At 67.7% G+C, this 18344-nt stretch carries 14 protein-coding genes and 2 pseudogenes; 9 read left to right on the top strand and 7 right to left on the bottom strand.

Features of this window, described 5'->3' with window-relative positions:
• Positions 1–13: 13 nt before the first annotated feature.
• Complete coding sequence (locus tag ACZ5Z0_RS07440; RefSeq protein ID WP_464110552.1) at positions 14–652, bottom strand: TetR/AcrR family transcriptional regulator; 639 nt, start codon at positions 650–652, stop codon at positions 14–16.
• Positions 653–925: 273 nt separating this feature from the next.
• Between ACZ5Z0_RS07440 and ACZ5Z0_RS07435 the strand changes: the two genes are divergently transcribed.
• Positions 926–2554: an MDR family MFS transporter gene (locus ACZ5Z0_RS07435; RefSeq protein ID WP_464110551.1), complete on the top strand. Its 1629-nt coding sequence runs from the start codon at positions 926–928 to the stop codon at positions 2552–2554.
• A 127-nt stretch (positions 2555–2681) separates the two neighbouring features.
• Complete coding sequence (locus ACZ5Z0_RS07430) at positions 2682–2939, top strand: hypothetical protein (RefSeq protein ID WP_464110550.1); 258 nt, start codon at positions 2682–2684, stop codon at positions 2937–2939.
• 135 nt (positions 2940–3074) lie between these two features.
• On the opposite strand, the gene ACZ5Z0_RS07425 is transcribed toward ACZ5Z0_RS07430, so the two are convergent.
• Complete coding sequence (locus ACZ5Z0_RS07425; RefSeq protein WP_464110549.1) at positions 3075–3788, bottom strand: DsbA family oxidoreductase; 714 nt, start codon at positions 3786–3788, stop codon at positions 3075–3077.
• Between the two features lie 77 nt (positions 3789–3865).
• Positions 3866–4402, bottom strand: a complete 537-nt coding sequence (locus ACZ5Z0_RS07420; protein WP_464110548.1) for an N-acetyltransferase family protein — start codon at positions 4400–4402, stop codon at positions 3866–3868.
• A gap of 154 nt (positions 4403–4556) precedes the next feature.
• On the opposite strand from ACZ5Z0_RS07420, the gene ACZ5Z0_RS07415 reads away from it, so the two are divergent.
• The gene (locus ACZ5Z0_RS07415; protein ID WP_464110547.1) at positions 4557–5744 is read left to right on the top strand and encodes an MFS transporter; all 1188 of its coding nucleotides are present in this window, start codon (positions 4557–4559) and stop codon (positions 5742–5744) included.
• Between the two features lie 51 nt (positions 5745–5795).
• Here ACZ5Z0_RS07415 and map read toward each other — a convergent pair whose 3' ends face one another.
• Positions 5796–6578 (bottom strand): type I methionyl aminopeptidase, encoded by a 783-nt coding sequence (gene map, locus ACZ5Z0_RS07410; protein ID WP_464110546.1) that lies wholly within the window; start codon positions 6576–6578, stop codon positions 5796–5798.
• Positions 6579–6644: 66 nt separating this feature from the next.
• Here map and ACZ5Z0_RS07405 point away from each other — a divergent pair, with 66 nt between their 5' ends.
• Positions 6645–6947 (top strand): helix-turn-helix domain-containing protein, encoded by a 303-nt coding sequence (locus ACZ5Z0_RS07405; protein ID WP_464110545.1) that lies wholly within the window; start codon positions 6645–6647, stop codon positions 6945–6947.
• Positions 6948–7188: 241 nt separating this feature from the next.
• On the opposite strand, the gene aceB is transcribed toward ACZ5Z0_RS07405, so the two are convergent.
• Both aceB and aceA read right to left on the bottom strand, forming a co-directional pair.
• Positions 7189–8853 carry a malate synthase A gene (aceB, locus tag ACZ5Z0_RS07400; protein WP_464110544.1) on the bottom strand — a complete coding sequence of 555 codons (1665 nt, stop codon included), beginning with the start codon at positions 8851–8853 and terminating at the stop codon, positions 7189–7191.
• Between the two features lie 204 nt (positions 8854–9057).
• Positions 9058–10389 (bottom strand): isocitrate lyase, encoded by a 1332-nt coding sequence (gene aceA, locus ACZ5Z0_RS07395; RefSeq protein ID WP_464110543.1) that lies wholly within the window; start codon positions 10387–10389, stop codon positions 9058–9060.
• 141 nt (positions 10390–10530) lie between these two features.
• Here aceA and ACZ5Z0_RS07390 point away from each other — a divergent pair, with 141 nt between their 5' ends.
• From ACZ5Z0_RS07390 to ACZ5Z0_RS07380, 3 genes and pseudogenes are all read left to right on the top strand, one after another.
• Positions 10531–12042 (top strand): helix-turn-helix domain-containing protein, encoded by a 1512-nt coding sequence (locus tag ACZ5Z0_RS07390; protein WP_464110542.1) that lies wholly within the window; start codon positions 10531–10533, stop codon positions 12040–12042.
• Between the two features lie 89 nt (positions 12043–12131).
• Positions 12132–13881: pseudogene (locus ACZ5Z0_RS07385) on the top strand (pyruvate dehydrogenase).
• Between the two features lie 276 nt (positions 13882–14157).
• Positions 14158–14667 (top strand): annotated as a pseudogene (locus ACZ5Z0_RS07380) (serpin family protein); the annotation flags it as partial.
• Positions 14668–14847: 180 nt separating this feature from the next.
• On the opposite strand, the gene ACZ5Z0_RS07375 reads toward ACZ5Z0_RS07380, so the two are convergent.
• Positions 14848–15687 carry a hydroxymethylpyrimidine/phosphomethylpyrimidine kinase gene (locus ACZ5Z0_RS07375; protein WP_464110747.1) on the bottom strand — a complete coding sequence of 280 codons (840 nt, stop codon included), beginning with the start codon at positions 15685–15687 and terminating at the stop codon, positions 14848–14850.
• Positions 15688–15853: 166 nt separating this feature from the next.
• Here ACZ5Z0_RS07375 and ACZ5Z0_RS07370 point away from each other — a divergent pair, with 166 nt between their 5' ends.
• Both ACZ5Z0_RS07370 and ACZ5Z0_RS07365 read left to right on the top strand, forming a co-directional pair.
• Positions 15854–17269 (top strand): MFS transporter, encoded by a 1416-nt coding sequence (locus ACZ5Z0_RS07370; RefSeq protein WP_464110541.1) that lies wholly within the window; start codon positions 15854–15856, stop codon positions 17267–17269.
• Positions 17270–17596: 327 nt separating this feature from the next.
• Positions 17597–18292 carry a queuosine precursor transporter gene (locus ACZ5Z0_RS07365; protein ID WP_464110540.1) on the top strand — a complete coding sequence of 232 codons (696 nt, stop codon included), beginning with the start codon at positions 17597–17599 and terminating at the stop codon, positions 18290–18292.
• The last annotated feature ends 52 nt before the right edge of the window (positions 18293–18344 follow it).

Below are 18344 nucleotides of genomic sequence, written 5' to 3'. Positions count from 1 at the left end.
CGTGGCCGCGTGCTTACGCGGCGCCGCGGAGGGCGCGGCCGGCGTCGTCGAACCTGGCCCCGGCGCCCAGCTGGATGAACCGCACGGTCCGTGCGATCCGGGCTTCCGCCTCCGGTTCCGCGCCGGCGCCGTCGCCCCGGGCGGCGCTTGAGGAGAGGGTGCCGTGGATGAGCTGGGCGAGGTGGGTGATGTCAGTCTCCGGGAGGTAGCCCTGGGCCATGCCGTCGCGCAGGATGTCTTGGAGCAGGAGGCTGAGTTCGCCCACGTGGTCCGCCAGCTTGGCGAAGGAAGCGGGGGAGAGGACGGCGCCCATGGCCGGACCGGGGGGCAGGTGGCGCCTGCTCAGGTCGGCCACCTGGGCGCGGACATAGAGGGCCAGGCGCTCGACTGGGTTCTGCAGCGACGCCAGGGAATCGCGCAGCTCGACCAGGAAGCGCTCGGTCTCGTCCAGGGCGTAGGCGATCAGGAGCTCTTCAATGTCCGCGTAGTAGTTGTAGACGGCGGTGCGGCCGATCCGGGCATGCCGGGCGACGTCGGTCATGGTGAGGCCCGGCAGCCCGTGCGTGAAGAGCAGTTCGCCGAAGGCGGTCAGGATGCGGCGCTGCGTCTCGGCACGTTGGGCGGCGTTGCTGGCGGCCGAAATCCTGGGCATACGGACACTTTAGCCCCATCTGTCAGTAAAAGAGGTTAAACTCCGGCGGGCGCCTCGCAGTCGCCTCCGCATCCCACCGTCGGACAGCCTTCACATGCACCGATGCAATTTTGCAGTAGTGCAATAATGTGCGAAGATCCTTGCAGACCAAGAGGCTTGACGGGCCCCGGCGCGCGGAAAAAGACTGACAATGTTGCGGCAGGCAACCATCGCCGCCTGATGCCGACCGGCGCCCCCGTCGTCCCGCCTACTCCGCTTCCAAAGGAACTCCTTATGACCACGCAAGCAGTCCCCGCCCCGGGAAGGCCCGAAGAGAAGCAGCACATCGTCCTGCTATTCGTCGGCCTGATGCTCTCGATGCTTTTGGCGTCGCTGAACCAGACCGTGCTCAGCACGGCGCTGCCCACCATCGTGGGCGAGCTTCACGGCGTCAACGACATGCTCTGGGTCATCACCGCCTTCATCCTCGCCTCCACCGTCACCATGCCGATCTATGGCAAGCTCGGCGACCTGATGGGGCGCAAGTCCCTGCTGATGGCAGCCATCCTGCTGTTTATGGCCGGTTCGGTCGTCGGCGGACTGGCCAACGACATGGGCATGCTGATCGTCGCCCGCGTCATCCAGGGACTCGGCGGCGGAGGCCTGATGATCCTGTCCCAGGCAGTGATCGCGGACGTCATCCCCGCACGGGAACGCGGTAAGTACATGGGCATGATGGGCGGGGTCTTCGCCATCGCCTCGGTCGCCGGACCGCTGCTGGGTGGCTGGTTCACCGAGGGGCCCGGCTGGCGCTGGGTCTTCTGGATCAACATCCCGCTGGGCCTGCTGGCCCTCGCCGGGGCCGTCTTCTTCCTCAAGCTGCCCCGGCACAGCGGCCGGCCGCGCCTGGATCTCGGCGGCATGGTGCTGGTTGCCATCGCCACCACCTGCCTGGTCCTGTTCGCGACCTGGGGCGGAAGCAAGTACGAATGGTCCGACCCGATCATCCTGGCCCTGATCGGCGGCGCCGTTGTCAGTGCCGCCGCGTTTGTCTGGGTGGAGAGCCGGACCGCCGAGCCGATCATTCCGCTGCACCTGTTCAAGGACCTCAACTTCAACCTGGCCACGATTGCCGGCCTGCTGATCGGCGTCGCCATGTTCGGCGCCATCGGCTACCTGCCCACCTACCTGCAGATGGCTTTCAGCGTCAACGCCACGGAATCCGGCCTGCTGATGATCCCGATGATGGGTGCCCTGCTGGTGGCCTCGGTGGTCTCGGGCCAGCTGGTCAGCCGCACCGGCCGGTACAAGTGGATGCCGATCGTGGGCGGCGTCCTCGTCGCGGTTGCCCTGGTGCTGCTCTCAACCCTGAAGCCCGGGGCCCCGCTCTGGGAAATCTGCGCCTACCTGGCCGTGATGGGCCTCGGCCTTGGCCTCAGCATGCAGATCATGGTGCTGATCGTGCAGAACTCCTTCCCGCTGCGCGAGGTGGGCACCGCCACGGCGTCGAACAACTTCTTCCGCCAGATCGGCGCCACCCTGGGCTCCGCCGTCGTCGGCAGCCTGTTCGCCAGCCGGCTGGCCGAGCTCCTCGTCCAGCGGCTGCCCGCCGCGGCGACCGGGGGCGCGCCGGGCGGCTCAAACTCGCTGACCCCCGCCGTCGTCGGGAAGCTGCCGGCGCCGCTCAAGGAGGCCATCATCTCCTCCTACAACGACGCGCTGACGCCGATCTTCATCTGGATGGTCCCGTTGGCCCTCGCCGCGGCGCTGCTGATGTGCTTCGTCAAGGAGAAGCCGCTGGCCACGGCCGTCGAGCACGACGTGCTCTCCGAGTCCATTGCGGAGGGCAACATCCTGATCACCGCGGACGACGCCGACCCGGCCGCCGTCGTCGCGGGGACGCCAACGGGCGGCGGGCGCTAGGCGACCCCCTGCCGCCGGGTCCGCGACGCGAGAAACTCACACGCCGGAAACGCCGGTGAAACATCGCCCGTGCATGCTGGTGGCACAGGCTCCCCGACGGCGGGGCGGCGAGGGGGAGGAACTGGCAATGGATGCGAATGGCACGACGATCCGGACGTGCGGGGAACTGGCCACCGGGGATCACATCGAGGCATGGCACAACGGCAAGCTATTCCACCGCGGACGAGTCACGCAGACCATCCCGCTGATGGAACTGTTCTGGATCCTGGATTCCCGGACCGGCGCCCGGAAGCTGCTCGACGTCGAAGCGCTGGACATTGTCCGGTGCGGGCCGACGCCGGGGTTCGGCGCCGGCCTCGCCGCCGGTCTGGCACAGCCCGCCTGAAGCGCGAACGTACAGTTGAGGCCCGCGCCGACGGCTTATTGGGGCCGCAAGTGTACGTTCGTGCAGGTGCAGGTGCAGGTGCAGGTGCAGGTGCGGGTTCAGGGGCGGCCCGCCGCCAGGGCTCAGCCCGGGGAGCTAGACAAGGCAGCCGTCCGGGCCGCACGCTCCCGCGTCCGCCCCGGCGGCAGTACCGGCGTCGGCCATCACGAGCGGGTGGCTTTCCTGCCAGGCCTGGTCGAGCGCCGCGCTGAAGGTTTCAGCGGGCTGGGCGCCCGAGAGTCCGAATTTGCGGTCGATCACGAAGAACGGCACGCCGCTGACGCCCAGGGCGCGGGCCTCCGCGAAGTCCTGCCGGACGTCGTCGGCGTATTTGTCCGAGCTGAACAGTTCCTCCAGTTCGGCGGCACCGATCCCGAGGTCCAGGCCCAGTGCGGTGAGGTATTCGCGGCTGCCGATGTCGCGGCCGTGCTCGAAGTGGTCGCTGAGCAGCCGTTCCTTCGCCGCATCCTGCTTTCCGTGCGCCCCGGCGAGGTGGATCAGTCGGTGGGCGGTAAAGCTGTTGGCAACCACGACGGCGTCAAAACGGTAGTTCAAGCCCTCGGCGCTGGCGAGGGACGCCACGTGCTCGAACATGCCGGCGACCTGGTCCGGGGCCATGCCCTTGCGGGTGCTCAGGTAGTCCAACTCGGTGCCGTCGTAATGCTCCGGCAGGCTGGGGTCGAGTTGGAAGCTGCGCCACTGCACTTCGACGGCGTCGCGGTGCGGGAAGGCCGCGAGGGCGGTTTCAAAGCGGCGCTTGCCGATGTAGCACCAGGGGCAGGCCACGTCGGACCAGATCTCAATCTTCATAATGGCGACAACCCCGCCCGGGCCCGGACCATTCCCGCAGCCCCGGCATCGGAGGTGGTGCGTGGGGTGGGTCGCGGTCAGGGCGCGACCGGGCGCTCCATGACGAAGTCGTGTTCCACGGCTGAGCCCAGCTTGAATGATTTCGTGCCGACCATCCGGAAACCGGACTTCTCATAGAACCTGATGGCCCGGGCGTTTTGGCTGTTCACCCCGAGCCAGAGTCCCGGGGCGCCCGTGCTCGCTGCTGTGGCGATGCTGGCGTGCATCAGTTCGGCCGCCGCGCCGAGACCGTGGTGGTCGGGATGCACGTAGCACTTGCTCAGTTCGGTGCTCGGTCCGGGACCCAAGGACGCGGCCACCTCGGGATCCTGCGTGCGGCGGTCCACGAGCAGGCTGTAGCCGCGGAGTTTCCCGCCCGCGTCGATCACCAGCACCGTGACGTCTGGATCCGCGAGGTAGTCGCGGAAGTTGGCTTCGCTGAGCGTGTTCGCCAGATGGGCGGCGATGTCCTCGGGCCGGGATTCCGGCGGGCAGGCGAGCGGGAAGGTGACAGCGGCGAGTTCGGCCAGTTGGCCGGCGTCGTCGGCGGTGGCCTTCCGGATGAGGTGCGTCATGCCAAAGACCCTAGTCCGCCGCCCGCGGGGGCCGGCCTTCGTGAAGCGCTGTCCGTCATGTTCCGGAGGTGCCGCGCGGGCCGCGGCGGCGCGTGATAGCAATGGGACTGATGAAAACATATTTCTGCCCGGCCGTCAGGCCCCGGAACGCCGGATGAGCGCCCTGGCGAAAGGTCCGCGGGGCTGGCTGCTGATGATCGCGATCGGACTGATCGCCCTAAACATGCGCGGCCCGTTCGTCGCGGTCGCGCCCGTGGTGGGGGACATGCGGCGCGACCTGGGCTTCTCGCCGGTCGAAATCGGCTTCCTGACCGGCATCCCGGTGCTCTGCTTCGCGCTGGCCGCGCCGCTGGCCTCGCTGACCGGCCGCAAGCTGGGCCCGGAGTTCGCCATCACCCTCACCCTGCTTGGCGTGCTCCTCGGCGTTGTGGTCCGTTCCGCGGGCGGCGGGGCGCTCGTGATGCTGGGCACCGTGATTCTGGGTGTCGCGATTACGATCGGCAACATCGTGGTCCCGCTGATCATCCGGCGCGACTTCAGCCCGTCCCAGCAGGGCGCAGCCATGGGCACCTACACCGCGGCGCTGAACATCGGGTCCTTTGCCACGTCGATGATGACGGCGCCGCTGGCGGAGATGCTCGGCTGGCGTCCGGCGATCGCCGCATGCGCGCTCTTCGCCGTCGCGGCCGCCGCTGTGTGGGTGCTGGCTGTCGGGGCCCGCTCCTTCCGGCCCGAGGCGATCCCGGGGACCGATCCCACCCGGGCGGCGGCCCGGCCGGCGTCGCGCTGGATTACCGTGGCGCTGACCGCGGGTTTCGCCGGCCAGGCCTTCTCCTACTATGGCGTGACCGCGTGGCTGCCCAGCCTGCTCGCCGACGAACTGGGCCTGGCGCCGTCGGCTGCCGGGGCCGGATCCTCACTGTTCCAGATCCTGGCGATCGCGGGCGGTCTGGGCGTACCGCTCGCGGCGCGCTTCGCCAGCACGACGGCGGTCGGCCTCACCCTGGGGGCGCTGTGGCTGACGGTGCCCGTGGGTCTGCTGCTGGCCCCCCAGCTGTGGTGGCTGTGGTCATCCTTCGGCGGGGTAGCGCAGGGCGGCGGCATCACCCTGATTTTCATTGCGATCATCCGGCTGGCCCGCGACCAGGCTTCGGCGGGCCGGATGTCCGCCGTCGTCCAGGGCGCGGGCTACAGTTTCGGCGCCGTGGCCCCCACACTGCTGGGCTACGTGCACGGCATCTCGGACTCGTGGACCGGGCCGCTGCTGATGATCCTGGGCTCCGTGGCCCTGTTTATCCTCGGCTGTGCGCTGTCCCTGCGCCACATCCCGAAGCCGCACTAGCCGGTCCAGTCGGTCCAAGGAGCCGTTCCGCGCCGGTCCGCGGCTCCCGCGTCAGGGGTGCGGCCGCGTAGGCAAGGTGAGGATTTCGGCTCCGTCGTCGGTGATGGCGATCGTGTGCTCGCTGTGAGCGGTCCGGCAGCCGGTGGCACTTCGGAGTGTCCACCCGTCGTCGTCGGTGATGAGTTCCGCGGTGTTGGCCATGACCCATGGCTCCAAGGCGAGCAGCAGTCCGGGACGTAGCGTGTAGCCGCGGCCGGGCCGTCCGGTGTTGGGAACGTGCGGGTCCTGGTGCATCGTTGATCCGATGCCATGTCCCCCGAACTCGGTGTTGATCGGATACCCCGCCGCGCCGAGGACCGACCCGATGGCATGGGAGATATCGCCGATTCGGGCCCCGGGCACGGCAGCCGCTATCCCTGCGCTCAAGGCGCGCTCGGTCGCGTCGATCATGGCGACGCTTTCGCGGGGCTTTGATTCGCCCACGATGAAGCTGATGGCAGAGTCTGCCGCGACGCCGTTCTTGGCGACGGCGAGGTCGAGGGTCAGCAGGTCGCCGTCGGCCAGGGTGTAGTCGTGCGGCAGTCCGTGGAGCACGGCGTCGTTGACGGCCGTGCAGATGTAGTGTCCGAACGGCCCGCGTCCGAAGGCAGGCTCGTAATCGACGTAGCAGGATTGCGCGCCGGCCTCGGCAATCATGGTCGCGGCCCACCGGTCGACGTCCAGGAGATTCGTGCCGACGGTACTCCGTGACCTGAGGGACTGCAGGATGTCGGCGACGAGGGCGCCGGTTTCTCTTGCCCGGGCCAGTTCGGCCGGGTTCAGGATCTCAATCATGTGGGGCCTTCCACTGGTTTCCAATAACTATACCGGCCATATTATCCCGGTACTATAATCGGAGCCATGGTCAGGTTGCCCCTTACGTCAGAAGAGGTTGAGCGCGGACAGCGGCTCGGCGCCCTGTTGCGCCGTGCACGGGGAGAGCGCTCCATGCTCGAGACCGCCCTGGCGGCGCGAGTTTCACCCGAGACCCTTCGGAAAATCGAGACGGGCCGGGTCGCGACGCCGGCATTCCCCACCATCGCTGCCATCGCCGACGTCCTGGGCCTGTCCCTCGACGAGGTGTGGGGCGAGATCAGCCGGCCCGATCGTGGCGTTGAACAGCCCGGCCCCGGCCATGCCGGACCGCAGCGGTTGGCCTCGTAGACCCCAAAAAGCGCGAACGGACCGTTGGGGCCCATGTTTGGGAGAAAACATGGGCCTCAACGGTCCGTTCGCGCACGTGTGACGTGTGACGTGTGTCGTGTGACGGGGGAGGGTGTTCCGTCGCCGGGCTCCCGCCCCGGATCTCGGGGAGCCTGTTGCGAAGGGCATGGAAGCCCGGCGGACGGAATTCTGGAGGGCCGGAACCGGGTGCCGGAGCGGCGCCCCGTCCCAGGCCGGGCGGTTACGCCGCCACGAGGTCGGCGGCGTTGATCGCGTTGTCCGCGCCGCCGCGGGCTTCGTGCAGGTAGCGGTCGTAGGCCGGCAGGGTCAGGAAGGCGGGGAACTCGTTGCTGAGCGTGACTTCCTCGAAGATGTCCCGGGCGTCGGCGAAGCGGTCGCCCTCGAAGCGTTCCAGCTTCGCGAACTCCTCGTCCAGCATGTCTTCGACCCATTCGTGCGTGATCACATCGCCCGCGTCGGTGATGGCCCGGGCGAAGATCCACTGCCACAGCTGCGAGCGGGAGATCTCCGCGGTGGCGGCATCCTCCATCAGGTTGTGGATGGCCACGGCACCGTTGCCGCGGAGCCAGGACTCGATGTAGCGGATGCCTACCTCGATGTTGATCCGCACGCCGCGCTCGGTGATCGTCCCGGTGGTGGAGGCGATATCGATCAGCGCGCGGTCATCGGGGGTGACGTCCTCGCGGAGGCGGTCCAACTGGTGCGGGCGGTCGCCCAGGACGCCGTCGAACACCTCGCGGCAGACCGGCACCAGGTCCGGGTGCGCCACCCAGGAGCCGTCGAAGCCGTCGGCGGCATCGCGGGTCTTGTCGGCACGGACCTTCTCCAGCGCGATGGCGTTGGCCGCCTCGTCCTTGCGGTTGGGAACGGCCGCGGCCATCCCGCCGATCGCCATGGCGCCGCGCTTGTGGCAGGCGCGCACCAGCTGTTCGGTGTAGGCCCGCATGAACGGTTGGGTCATGGTGACCTGGTCACGGTCCGGCAGGACGAACCGCGGGCCGCGGGTCCGGAAGTTCTTGATCAGCGAGAAGATGTAGTCCCAGCGGCCGGCGTTCAGCCCGGCGGCGTGCTCGCGCAGTTCGTAGAGGATCTCCTCCATCTCGAACGCGGCGGTGATGGTCTCGATCAGGACAGTGGCGCGGATGGTGCCCTGCGGGATGCCCAGAAGGTCCTGGGCCAGGATGAAGATGTCGTTCCAGAGGCGAGCCTCGAGGTGGTTCTCGATCTTCGGCAGGTAGAAGTAAGGGCCCTTGCCCTGGGCGATAAGCCGCCGGGCGTTGTGGTAGAAATGCAGGCCGAAGTCGACGATCCCGCCGGCCACCGGCACGCCGTCGATCAGCATGTGCTTCTCCGGAAGGTGCCAGCCGCGGGGGCGGACCACGATGGTGGGCAACTCCTCGGCGGGGCGCAGCTTGTACTCCTTGCCCTCGGGAGAAGTGAAGTCGATCCGGCGCTCCAGGACGTCGGTGAGGTTCAGCTGGCCCTGGATGACGTTGCGCCACGACGGGGTGGAGGCGTCCTCCATGTCCGCGAGCCAGACCTTGGCGCCGGAGTTCAGCGCGTTGATGGCCATCTTCTTGTCTACCGGGCCGGTGATTTCGACGCGGCGGTCAGTCAGGCCCGGCGCCGGCGGAGCGACGCGCCACTCGGGGTCGTTGCGGATGGACTCGGTCTCGGGGAGGAAGTGCGGGTCCTGGCCCCTGGTGATCTGCTGCCGGCGTTCCCGACGCGCCTGCAGCAGCTCCAGCCGGCGTCCCGCCGTCGCCTTGTGCAACTTGGCCACGAACGCCAGCGCGTCCGGCGTCAGAACCTCGCTCTGCCGGCAAATCGGCTGGGCCGTCAACGTAACCCCGTTGATCGTGAAGTTGTCAGTGAAGCTGTTCATTTCAAATCTCTCCTTAGAGAAGACGCAAGGTCGACGGCGAATGGTGACTCAAGCGCGAGGCCGAAGGTGCCGGTGTTGCGGGGGCCTGCGTAAAAGGGGCCCCATTGCCGCCCCGCGAAGTGGAAACGAAGCAGAGGCGGCAATGGGGAATAGCAGGCAGAGCAATGCCGGACCGAAGGCCGGACGCAAGGCCGCCGTCGTGAGTTAGTGGAACTGGCCCTCTTCTGTGGATCCCACAAGAGCCAAAGTGGATGCGTTCGGGTTGAGCGCGGTGGCGATATCGTCGAAGTAGCCGGTGCCGACTTCGCGCTGGTGCTTGGTGGCGGTGTAGCCGCGTGCTTCGGAGGCGAATTCCTTCTCCTGCAGCTCGACGTAGGCGCTCATGCCTTCCCGGGCGTAGCCGTGGGCGAGGTCGAACATCGAGTAGTTCAGGGCGTGGAAGCCGGCCAGGGTGATGAACTGGAAGGTGAAGCCCATGGCGCCGAGTTCGCGCTGGAACTTCGCGATCGTGGCGTCGTCGAGGTGCTTGCGCCAGTTGAACGACGGGGAGCAGTTGTAGGAGAGCATCTGGTCCGGGAACTCGGCCTTGACCGATTCGGCGAACTTGCGGGCCAGTTCCAGGTCCGGGGTGCCGGTCTCCATCCAGATCAGGTCCGAGTACGGTGCGTAGGCCTTGGCGCGGGCGATGCAGGGTTCGATCCCGTTGCGGACCTTGTAGAAGCCCTCCGGGGTCCGCTCGCCCGTGATGAATTCCTGATCGCGCTCGTCGACGTCGGAGGTGATCAGGGTGGCCGCCTCGGCGTCGGTGCGGGCGATGATCACCGACGGCGTGCCGGCGACGTCGGCGGCGAGCCGGGCGGCGTTCAGCGTGCGGACGTGCTGCTGGGTGGGGATGAGGACCTTGCCGCCGAGGTGGCCGCACTTCTTCTCCGAGGCGAGCTGGTCTTCCCAGTGCACGCCCGAGGCGCCGGCCTGGATCATGGACTTCATCAGCTCGTAGGCGTTCAGCGGACCGCCGAAGCCGGCCTCGGCGTCGGCGACGATCGGCACCATCCAGTCCTCGACGGTCTGGATGCCCTCGGAGAACTCGATCTGGTCCGCGCGGAGCAGCGCGTTGTTGATGCGGCGGACCACCGTGGGGACCGAGTTGGCCGGGTACAGCGACTGGTCCGGGTAGGTGTGGCCGGAGTTGTTGGCGTCGGCGGCAACCTGCCAGCCGGAGAGGTAGATGGCGCGCAGCCCGGCCTTGACCTGCTGCACGGCCTGGTTGCCGGTCAGGGCGCCGAGGGCGTTGGTGTACTTGCCCTCCTTGTGCTCCTCGGTGAGCTGCTTCCACAGCTTCTCCGAGCCGCGGCGGGCCAGGGTGTGTTCCTCGGAGACCCGGCCGCGGAGGCGGACGACGTCGGACGCCGAGTAGTCCCGAGTGACACCTTCCCAGCGCGGGTTGGCGGCCCACTCGAGCTCCAGGGCGGCGGCCTGCGCGCTTGCCGTGGCCTGCACGGGCGGCTGCTGGGTGGGCTCAAATGCTGCAGTCATCTTTGTCTCCTTGGTGGGTCCGGGGCCGGCGGGTCCGCTTCCCTGAGGGTTGCGGCGGCTGGTCCGGGGTTGTGAATCTTTCTGTGAGATCTACTTTTCTTCAGTTTCAAGGGGCTTTCTAGGGGGAATGTATGGAAAGAAATGAACTTCTTCCCGTATTCTCAAAAAATGCATCCGAGCAGCTGGAACCGCCAGGCAATATCCCCCGCCGTCCCCGCCGAACCTGAGGTGGACGTCATCAGCATGGGCCGGAGGGTCCGGCACCTGCGCAAGGCGGCCGGGCTCACGCTCGATGACCTCAGCGCCGCCGTCGGAACCGCCCCGAGCCAGCTGAGCCTGATCGAGAACGGCAAGCGCGAACCGAAACTCGGCCTGTTGCAGCAACTGGCCGGTGCGCTCGGTGTCAGCATCGACGAACTGCTCGGCGCGGAACTGCCGAACCGCCGCGCGGCCCTGGAAATCGAGCTGGAACGCTACCAGCGCAGTCCCCTCTACGAGTCGCTGAATCTGCCCAGGATCCGCATCAGTTCGCGGCTTCCCATGGACGTGCTGGAGTCCATGGTGGGGCTGCAGCATGAGTTGGAGCGCCGCCTCAATGAGCAGGTCGCCACGCCGGAGGAGGCGCGCCGCGCGAACGGTGAACTGCGGGCCATGATGCGCGAGCGCAACAACTACTTCCCGGAGTACGAGGCCGAGGCCCAGAAAGTCCTGGCGTCGGTGGGCCACACCTCCGGTCCGCTGTCCCACCACGTGATTGCTGACATCGCCGGGCACCTCGGGTTCAGCCTGCACCACGTCGGCGACCTGCCGCATTCCACCCGCTCGGTGACGGACCTGAAGAACCGCCGAATTTATCTCACGCAGAACGCCCGGAGCGACCACGACCCCCGGTCGGTGCTGCTGCAGGCCCTCGGCCACTACGTCCTGGGCCACCAGACTCCCACCAACTTCGGCGACTTCCTGATGCAGCGCGTCGCCACGAACTACTTTGCCGCCGCGCTGCTGCTGCCGGAGCAGGCCACCGTGGAGTTCCTCCAAAAGGCCAAGGCAGCCAAGGAGATTGCGGTGGAGGACATCCGGGACGCGTTCGCAGTGTCCTACGAGACCGCGGCGCACCGCTTCACGAACCTCGCCACCCAGCACCTGGACCTGCGCACCCACTTCCAGAAGACGCACAAGAGCGGCATTATCTACAAGGCCTATGAGAACGACGGCGTGACGTTCCCACAGGACCACACCGGCGCCATCGAGGGCCAGCCGTCCTGCAAAAACTGGACGTCCCGCGTGGTATTCGACGTGCCGGACAAATTCAGCGCCTACAACCAGTACACGGACACGCCCGCCGGGACCTACTGGTGCACGGCCCGGACCGAACGGTCCGCGAACGGCGAGTTCTCGCTCTCCGTCGGCGTGCCGTACGCGCAGGTCAAGTGGTTCCGCGGCCGCGACACCACGGAGCGGTCCAAATCGACCTGCCCGGACGAGAGCTGCTGCAAGCGCCCGCCGGCCGCCCTGGCCTCGGAGTGGGCCGGCAACGCGTGGCCCTCGGCCCGCGCCCACTCGCACCTGCTGGCCGCCATGCCGCCCGGAGCCTTCCCCGGCGTGGACGAGACCGAGGTCTACTCCTTCCTGCAGGCCCACTCGGGGAGCTGACCGGTCCGGTTTCCTGGACGGGCCCGGAGCCCGGCGGACTATATTGGCCAGTGTCAGCACATCCATCCACCTCGCGGGAGCGTGCACCCATGGCCAAGGAACTTGCCACCCAGCTTGTCGAACAACTCCAGGCTGCCGGCGTGCAGCGGATTTACGGGATCGTGGGCGACAGCCTGAATCCGATCGTCGACGCCGTCCGCAAGACCGGCGGCGCGGCAAAGGGCGGAATCGACTGGATCCACGTCCGGCATGAGGAGGCGGCCGCGTTCGCCGCCGCGGCCGAAGCCCAGCTGACCGGCAGGCTCGCGGTCTGCGCCGGGTCCTGCGGGCCCGGGAACCTGCACCTGATCAACGGCCTGTACGATGCCAACCGCTCCGGCGCCCCGGTGCTGGCCATCGCCTCGCACATCCCCAGCAAGCAGATCGGCAGCAGTTTCTTCCAGGAGACCCACCCGGACCGGCTCTTCAACGAGTGCTCGGTCTACTCCGAACTCATCAGCACGGCCGAGCAGGCGCCGCGGGTGATGCACAGCGCCATCCAGCACGCCGTCGCACTTCGCGGCGTCGCCGTCGTGACGCTGCCCGGCGACATCGCGGGGCTGGAGGCGACCGCCGAAACCCCGGCGCCGGCAGCCTTCCGGCCGGCCGCCATGGTGCCGGACCCCGCGAGCGTGCGGGAACTTGCGGACGCCATCAACGACGCCGGCAAGGTCGCCATCTTCGCCGGCGCCGGCGTCGACGGCGCCCATGACGAGGTGATCGCGCTCGCCGAACTCCTCGCCGCGCCGATTGGACACTCGCTGCGCGGCAAGGACTTCATGCAGTACGACAACCCCTACGACATCGGCATGACCGGGCTGCTCGGCTACGGCGCCGCCGCCGAGGGGATCGAGGATGCGGACCTGCTGATCCTCCTCGGCACCGACTTCCCCTATGACCAGTTCCTCCCGGGAACGCGGACGGCCCAGGTGGACCGGGCGGCGCAGAACCTGGGCCGGCGGACCGACGTCGACGTCGCCGTCCATGGCGACGTGCTGCCGACGCTGGCCGCGCTGATGCCGTTGCTGAAGCCGAAGAAGAGCCGCCGTTTCCTCGACGCGATGCTCAAGAAGCACGACCGGCTGATGAACAAGGCCGTCGGGGCGTACACCCGCAAGGTCGAAAAGACCCAGCCGATCCACCCCGAATACGCTGCCTCGCTGCTGGACCAGATCGCGGCTGAGGATGCGGTCTTCACGGCGGACACGGGTATGTGCAACGTGTGGACGGCCCGGTACATCAACCCGCTGGGCACCCGCCGGCTGATCGGCTCCTACCTGCACGGCTCCATGGCCAACGCGCTGCCCCACGCGATCGGCGCCCAGCTGGCCTACCCGGGACGCCAGGTGGTCTCGGTTTCCGGCGACGGCGGCCTGTCGATGCTGCTGGGGGAACTGATCACGGTCGCCGCGCACCGGCTTCCGATCAACGTGGTGGTTTTCAATAACTCCACGCTGGGCATGGTCAAGCTGGAGATGCTGGTGGACGGGCTCCCGGATTTCGGTGTGGACGTGCCGGACGCCAACTACGCGGAGGTTGCCCGGGCCCTCGGTTTCCATACCGTCCGCGTGACCGACCCGGCAAAAATCGAGGCCGCCTACCGGGAGGCGTTCGCGCACCCGGGGGCCTTCCCTGGTGGAGCTCATCACGGACCCCAAGGCCCTCTCGATCCCGCCGAAGATCAAGGGCGCGCAGATCCTGGGCTTCGCCACGGCGATGTCCAAGGTGGTGCTCAACCGGGGCGCCGGCGAGGCCGTGAGCATGGCCCGCAGCAACCTGCGCAACATCCCGCGGCGCTGACGCCTGCCTCCGTTTCGACGGTTCCGTGCGGGTTCGACGTCGGGACGCATCGAGTGGGCAGGGAACCGTCGAAACGGCCAGGGGCTGGGGCGGATGAGAACCCGCTGGTTGGCTGGAATAGGCGGGATCCCGCCATCTGACGCTGTCGTCCGGACCTTGGGGGCGCGATGAAGCACAATGGGTTGGCAAGGATCGTAGCGGCCGTCGCCGCCGTGACGCTGTCGTTGACCGCGTGCTCGGCCCCGCAGCCGGCGGGCACTGTACTACGGGACGGGCGTGTACCCAGTGGACTTCCAGGATGAGGGCGCCACCAAACCGGCGATCGACGCATGGGTAAACAAGAACTCCGGCGGCAGGCTCAAGAAAGCGCCGGCGGAGTACAGCAAAGACAACACCTTCAGCCTGCTCAACTCGGTGTACTTCGCCCCGGCGTGGAAGGTCCCCTTCGACGCGAGCGACACGGCCGATCGCCCCTTCACGACGGCGGCCGGCGGGCAGGTCTCCGTCCCCACCATGTCGACCACCCAGAACCTCGCATCTGTCCGCGGGGGCAGCTGGCAGCCCGTGGACCTGCCCTACGCCGAGGGTTTCGTGATGCGGCTGGTGCTGCCCGATGAGGGTGCCGCCATGCCCGGCCCGCAGACCATGGCAGACGCCGCAGTCGCTCTGGCGGCTCCGGCCCCGACTCAGGTCTTTCTGCCGCGGTGGGAAGACCACAAGACCGGCTTCGAGCTGCGGAAGGTGTTCGCACGCCTGGGGCTGCAGGAAATGCTGCAAACCGAGACGGACTTCGACTGGATCCAGCCCGGCCTCCAGATCACGCAGGCCAGCGAGTCCGCAGTCCTGGCTCCGGCGCGCCCGGCCATTTCGACGGTTCCGTGCCGGTTCGATGTCACGCGCCATCGAGTGCGCAGGGAACCGTCGAAACGGAGGCCCTGGGCCCGCGGAGGCCTAGGCCCGGAACGGCTAGCGTGGGCCGCCCTGCCAGAGTGCGTCGAATGGGGCGCCCGAAGCCATCCGGTTTCGGATCCCCGCGGTGACAAAGTCCTTCGCCGTGCGGGCGGCCTCCAGCGGCGTCGCGCCCTTGGCCAGCTCCGCCGTCACCGCGGCGGCCAGCGAGCAGCCGGCGCCGGAGACGGCCACGTCGCCCACCTTCGGGGCCGACAGGACTTCCAGCGTCTCGCCGTCGTAATAGACATCGACGGCGTCCGGCCCGGCCAGGCGCACGCCGCCCGTGGCCAGCACGGCGGCACCGCTGAGCTCGTGGATACGGACGGCCGCGGCCTTGAGCGATTCGACGTCGGTGATTTCCAGCACGGAGAGGGATTCGGCCTCGAAATGGTTCGGCGTGACGAAGGTGGCCAGCGGGAGGATCTGCGCCTTGAGCGCCTGGTCGGTGTCCAGGGCATGGCCCGGCTCTTGGCCCTTGCAGATCAGCACCGGGTCCAGTACCACGTTCCTGAACGCGGAGCCGGCCAGCGCCGACGCCACCGTGGAGATCGTCGCCGGGCTTCCCAGCATGCCGATCTTCACGGTGTCCAGCACGGACGGTGCGCCGGACGCGGCGCCGTACGCCGCCGTCGTCGCCTCCAGCTGGTCGGCGATGACCTGCTGGTCCACCGGGACGAAGCGGTGGTTCCAGTTCTCCTTCGGATCGAAGGACACGATGCACGTCAGGTTCGCGATGCCGAAGACCCCGAGCTCCTGGAAAGTCTTTAGGTCAGCCTGCGCGCCGGCCCCGCCGGTGGCCTCGGATCCGGCGATGGTCAGGGCGACGGCGGGGTAAGCGCTGGCGTCTGAGGTCACGTTTTCCACGGCGTAAGAAGTCTGGACCCCATCCTGCCACTCGAGGAAAACCGGCCGCATTGTGCTCATGACCAATATGACCAAAACCCAAGTGTTCCGGATTACGGGGACTAGGGTGGCGGACGGTGTTGCTCCCTTGCGATGCCGGATCCAGGAAGGTTCATTGATGAGCACCCAACTGTCCGAAGCGGCCCAGACCCGGAAAGCCGTCGGCAACATCCTCAAAGGCTCGGCCGGCAACCTCGTCGAGTGGTACGACCTCTACGTCTACACAGTCTTTGCAGCGTATTTCCAGTCGCACTTCTTCAACTCCAAGGACGACCTGCAGGCCGGGCTCGAAGCGATGGCGGTCTTCTCGACGTCGTTCCTGATGCGCCCGATCGGCGCCTGGTTCTTCGGCCGCTATGCGGACCGCAAGGGCCGCAAGGCCGCCCTGACGCTGAGCGTGACGATGATGTCCGCCGGCTCCTTCGCCATCGCCGTACTGCCCACCCAGGACGTGATCGGCCTCTGGGCCATGATCCTGCTGGTGCTCATCCGCGTGATCCAGGGCTTCTCGGTGGGCGGCGAGTACGGCACCAGCGCCACCTACATGTCCGAGGCCGCCACCACCAAGCGCCGCGGCTTCTTCTCCAGCTTCCAGTACGTCACGCTGATCGGCGGCCAGATGCTGGCCCTGCTGGTCCTGGTAGTCCTGCAGAACGTAATGCCCAAGGGTGACCTGGGCGAATGGGGCTGGCGGATCCCGTTCGCGATCGGCGGCGTCGCCGCCCTCGTGGTCCTGTGGCTGCGGCGCTCCATGGAGGAGACCGTCTCGGCCGAACAGATCGAGGCAGCCAAGGCCCCGGCAGTGGCCGGCGAAGCGCAGCCGGGCACCATGAAACTGCTGTTCACCAGCTACTGGAAGCCGCTGCTGATTTGCATCGGCATCACGCTCGGCGGCACGGTGGCGTTCTACACCTACACCAACTTCATCCTGAAGTTCATGAATGACACCTCGGGCATCGCCAAGACCGACACCTCGGTGATCAACTTCTGGGCGCTGTTCATCTTTATGCTGCTGCAGCCGGTCTACGGCATCATCTCCGACAAGGTGGGCCGCAAGCCGCTGCTGCTCTGGTTCGGCATCACCGGCGTCCTGTTCACCTGGCCGCTGCTCTCCACCCTGGCCGGCACCAAGGACCCGTTCACGGCGTTCCTGCTCATGATGGGCGGCCTGTTGATTGTCGGCGGCTACACCTCGATCAACGCCCTCGTGAAGGCCGAGCTGTTCCCCGCGTCCATCCGCGCCCTCGGTGTCGGCCTGGGCTACGCAATCGCCAACTCGCTCTTCGGCGGCACCGTCCCCCTGATCGGCGCGGCGCTGCAGAAGGCCGGCCAGGAGGAGCTGTTCTTCACGTACGTCACGGTGGCCATTGCGATCTCCCTGGTGATCTACATCTTCGCGCTGAAGAACAAGAGGGCCACGCACCTGGATCACGAGCAGGGCCACGCCTGGGAGCCCGCCGCCGCCGACCTCGCCGCAGGCGCCCCTGGGCGCGAGAACGACGACAAGGATCTCATCGACGCCTCGCGCCGGTAAGGTTCCGGGGGCTCTCCTGGCGCCGTTTCGACGGTTCCCTGCCCATTCGACGCTACGCAGCGTCTTGCACGCAGGGAACCGTCGAAGTGGCGCACCCGCGGACGACGGCGGGCTGCCGGCTACGGGACTTCGGTCCCCGAAGTGGCGCACCGCCGACGCCGTTAACGCGTGAACCGGCCGGGCCCGGGGCGCCCCGCGCAGGTGCGAGAATGGAGGCCTGTTCCCGGCCCTGTGCCGCAGGAACCCGCCAGTGCTAATACAGCCGGCCGTCCCGGGCTCGTTCACGCGAACCGGGCTGCCGCGCGAACCACTACGAATGGAACACCCATGACTACCGCCAAGACCTTCCAGGCTGCCGCCCCGCCGAAGTTCGCCTCCATCGGGTCGCCGTACTTCGGCATCATGCTGGCTGTCATGGCCGTGGTGCTGATCCTGTCCAACATCGGCGCGTCCAAGGGCGTGGCCATCGGCCCGATCGTCACCGACGGCGGGTTCTTCCTCTTCCCGCTGGCCTACATCCTGGGCGACGTCATCAGCGAGGTCTACGGCTTCACGGTCGCGCGCAAGGCCATTGTGACCAGCTTCGCGCTGTCCGTCTTCGCGTCCCTCTGCTACTGGATCATCATCGTTCTTCCCGGCTTCGACGACGAGTACGGCGCCGCCAAGCAGTTCGCGCTGGAAGGCGCCCTCGGCCCGGTCCCGCAGATCGTGCTCGCCTCAATGCTGGCTTTTCTGGCGGGCCAGACGATCAACTCCTGGATCCTCGTCAAGATGAAGGCCCGGACGGGCGAGAAATCGCTGTGGGCCCGGCTGATGGGGTCCTCCGGCGTGGGCGAATTCGTGGACACCCTGATCTTCTGCAGCATCGCCGCCTCCGTCATCGGCATTACCGACGCCGCGATGTTCATCAACTACGTCCTCGTCGGCTTTCTCTACAAGACCCTCGTGGAGTTCGCCTTCGTGCCGCTGACCACGCTCGCCATCGGGTGGGTCAAGAAGCGCGAGCCCAGCTACGGGGCGTAGATCCGACGCGCGGTGCACGTCCGCCGGTGGGGCGGCATTGCACGCCGTTTCG

Source organism: Arthrobacter sp. T2-23 (assembly GCF_055398325.1).
This window is presented reverse-complemented; position numbering and strand designations above follow the sequence as displayed.

What these genes read in the sequence shown, in the direction of transcription:
- ACZ5Z0_RS07440 (WP_464110552.1), bottom strand. Translation starts at nt 652, where the DNA reads ATGCCCAGGATTTCGGCCGCCAGCAACGCCGCCCAACGTGCCGAGACG.
- ACZ5Z0_RS07435 (WP_464110551.1), top strand. Translation starts at nt 926, where the DNA reads ATGACCACGCAAGCAGTCCCCGCCCCGGGAAGGCCCGAAGAGAAGCAG.
- ACZ5Z0_RS07430 (WP_464110550.1), top strand. Translation starts at nt 2,682, where the DNA reads ATGGATGCGAATGGCACGACGATCCGGACGTGCGGGGAACTGGCCACC.
- ACZ5Z0_RS07425 (WP_464110549.1), bottom strand. Translation starts at nt 3,788, where the DNA reads ATGAAGATTGAGATCTGGTCCGACGTGGCCTGCCCCTGGTGCTACATC.
- ACZ5Z0_RS07420 (WP_464110548.1), bottom strand. Translation starts at nt 4,402, where the DNA reads ATGACGCACCTCATCCGGAAGGCCACCGCCGACGACGCCGGCCAACTG.
- ACZ5Z0_RS07415 (WP_464110547.1), top strand. Translation starts at nt 4,557, where the DNA reads ATGAGCGCCCTGGCGAAAGGTCCGCGGGGCTGGCTGCTGATGATCGCG.
- map (WP_464110546.1), bottom strand. Translation starts at nt 6,578, where the DNA reads ATGATTGAGATCCTGAACCCGGCCGAACTGGCCCGGGCAAGAGAAACC.
- ACZ5Z0_RS07405 (WP_464110545.1), top strand. Translation starts at nt 6,645, where the DNA reads ATGGTCAGGTTGCCCCTTACGTCAGAAGAGGTTGAGCGCGGACAGCGG.
- aceB (WP_464110544.1), bottom strand. Translation starts at nt 8,853, where the DNA reads ATGAACAGCTTCACTGACAACTTCACGATCAACGGGGTTACGTTGACG.
- aceA (WP_464110543.1), bottom strand. Translation starts at nt 10,389, where the DNA reads ATGACTGCAGCATTTGAGCCCACCCAGCAGCCGCCCGTGCAGGCCACG.
- ACZ5Z0_RS07390 (WP_464110542.1), top strand. Translation starts at nt 10,531, where the DNA reads ATGAACTTCTTCCCGTATTCTCAAAAAATGCATCCGAGCAGCTGGAAC.
- ACZ5Z0_RS07370 (WP_464110541.1), top strand. Translation starts at nt 15,854, where the DNA reads ATGAGCACCCAACTGTCCGAAGCGGCCCAGACCCGGAAAGCCGTCGGC.
- ACZ5Z0_RS07365 (WP_464110540.1), top strand. Translation starts at nt 17,597, where the DNA reads ATGACTACCGCCAAGACCTTCCAGGCTGCCGCCCCGCCGAAGTTCGCC.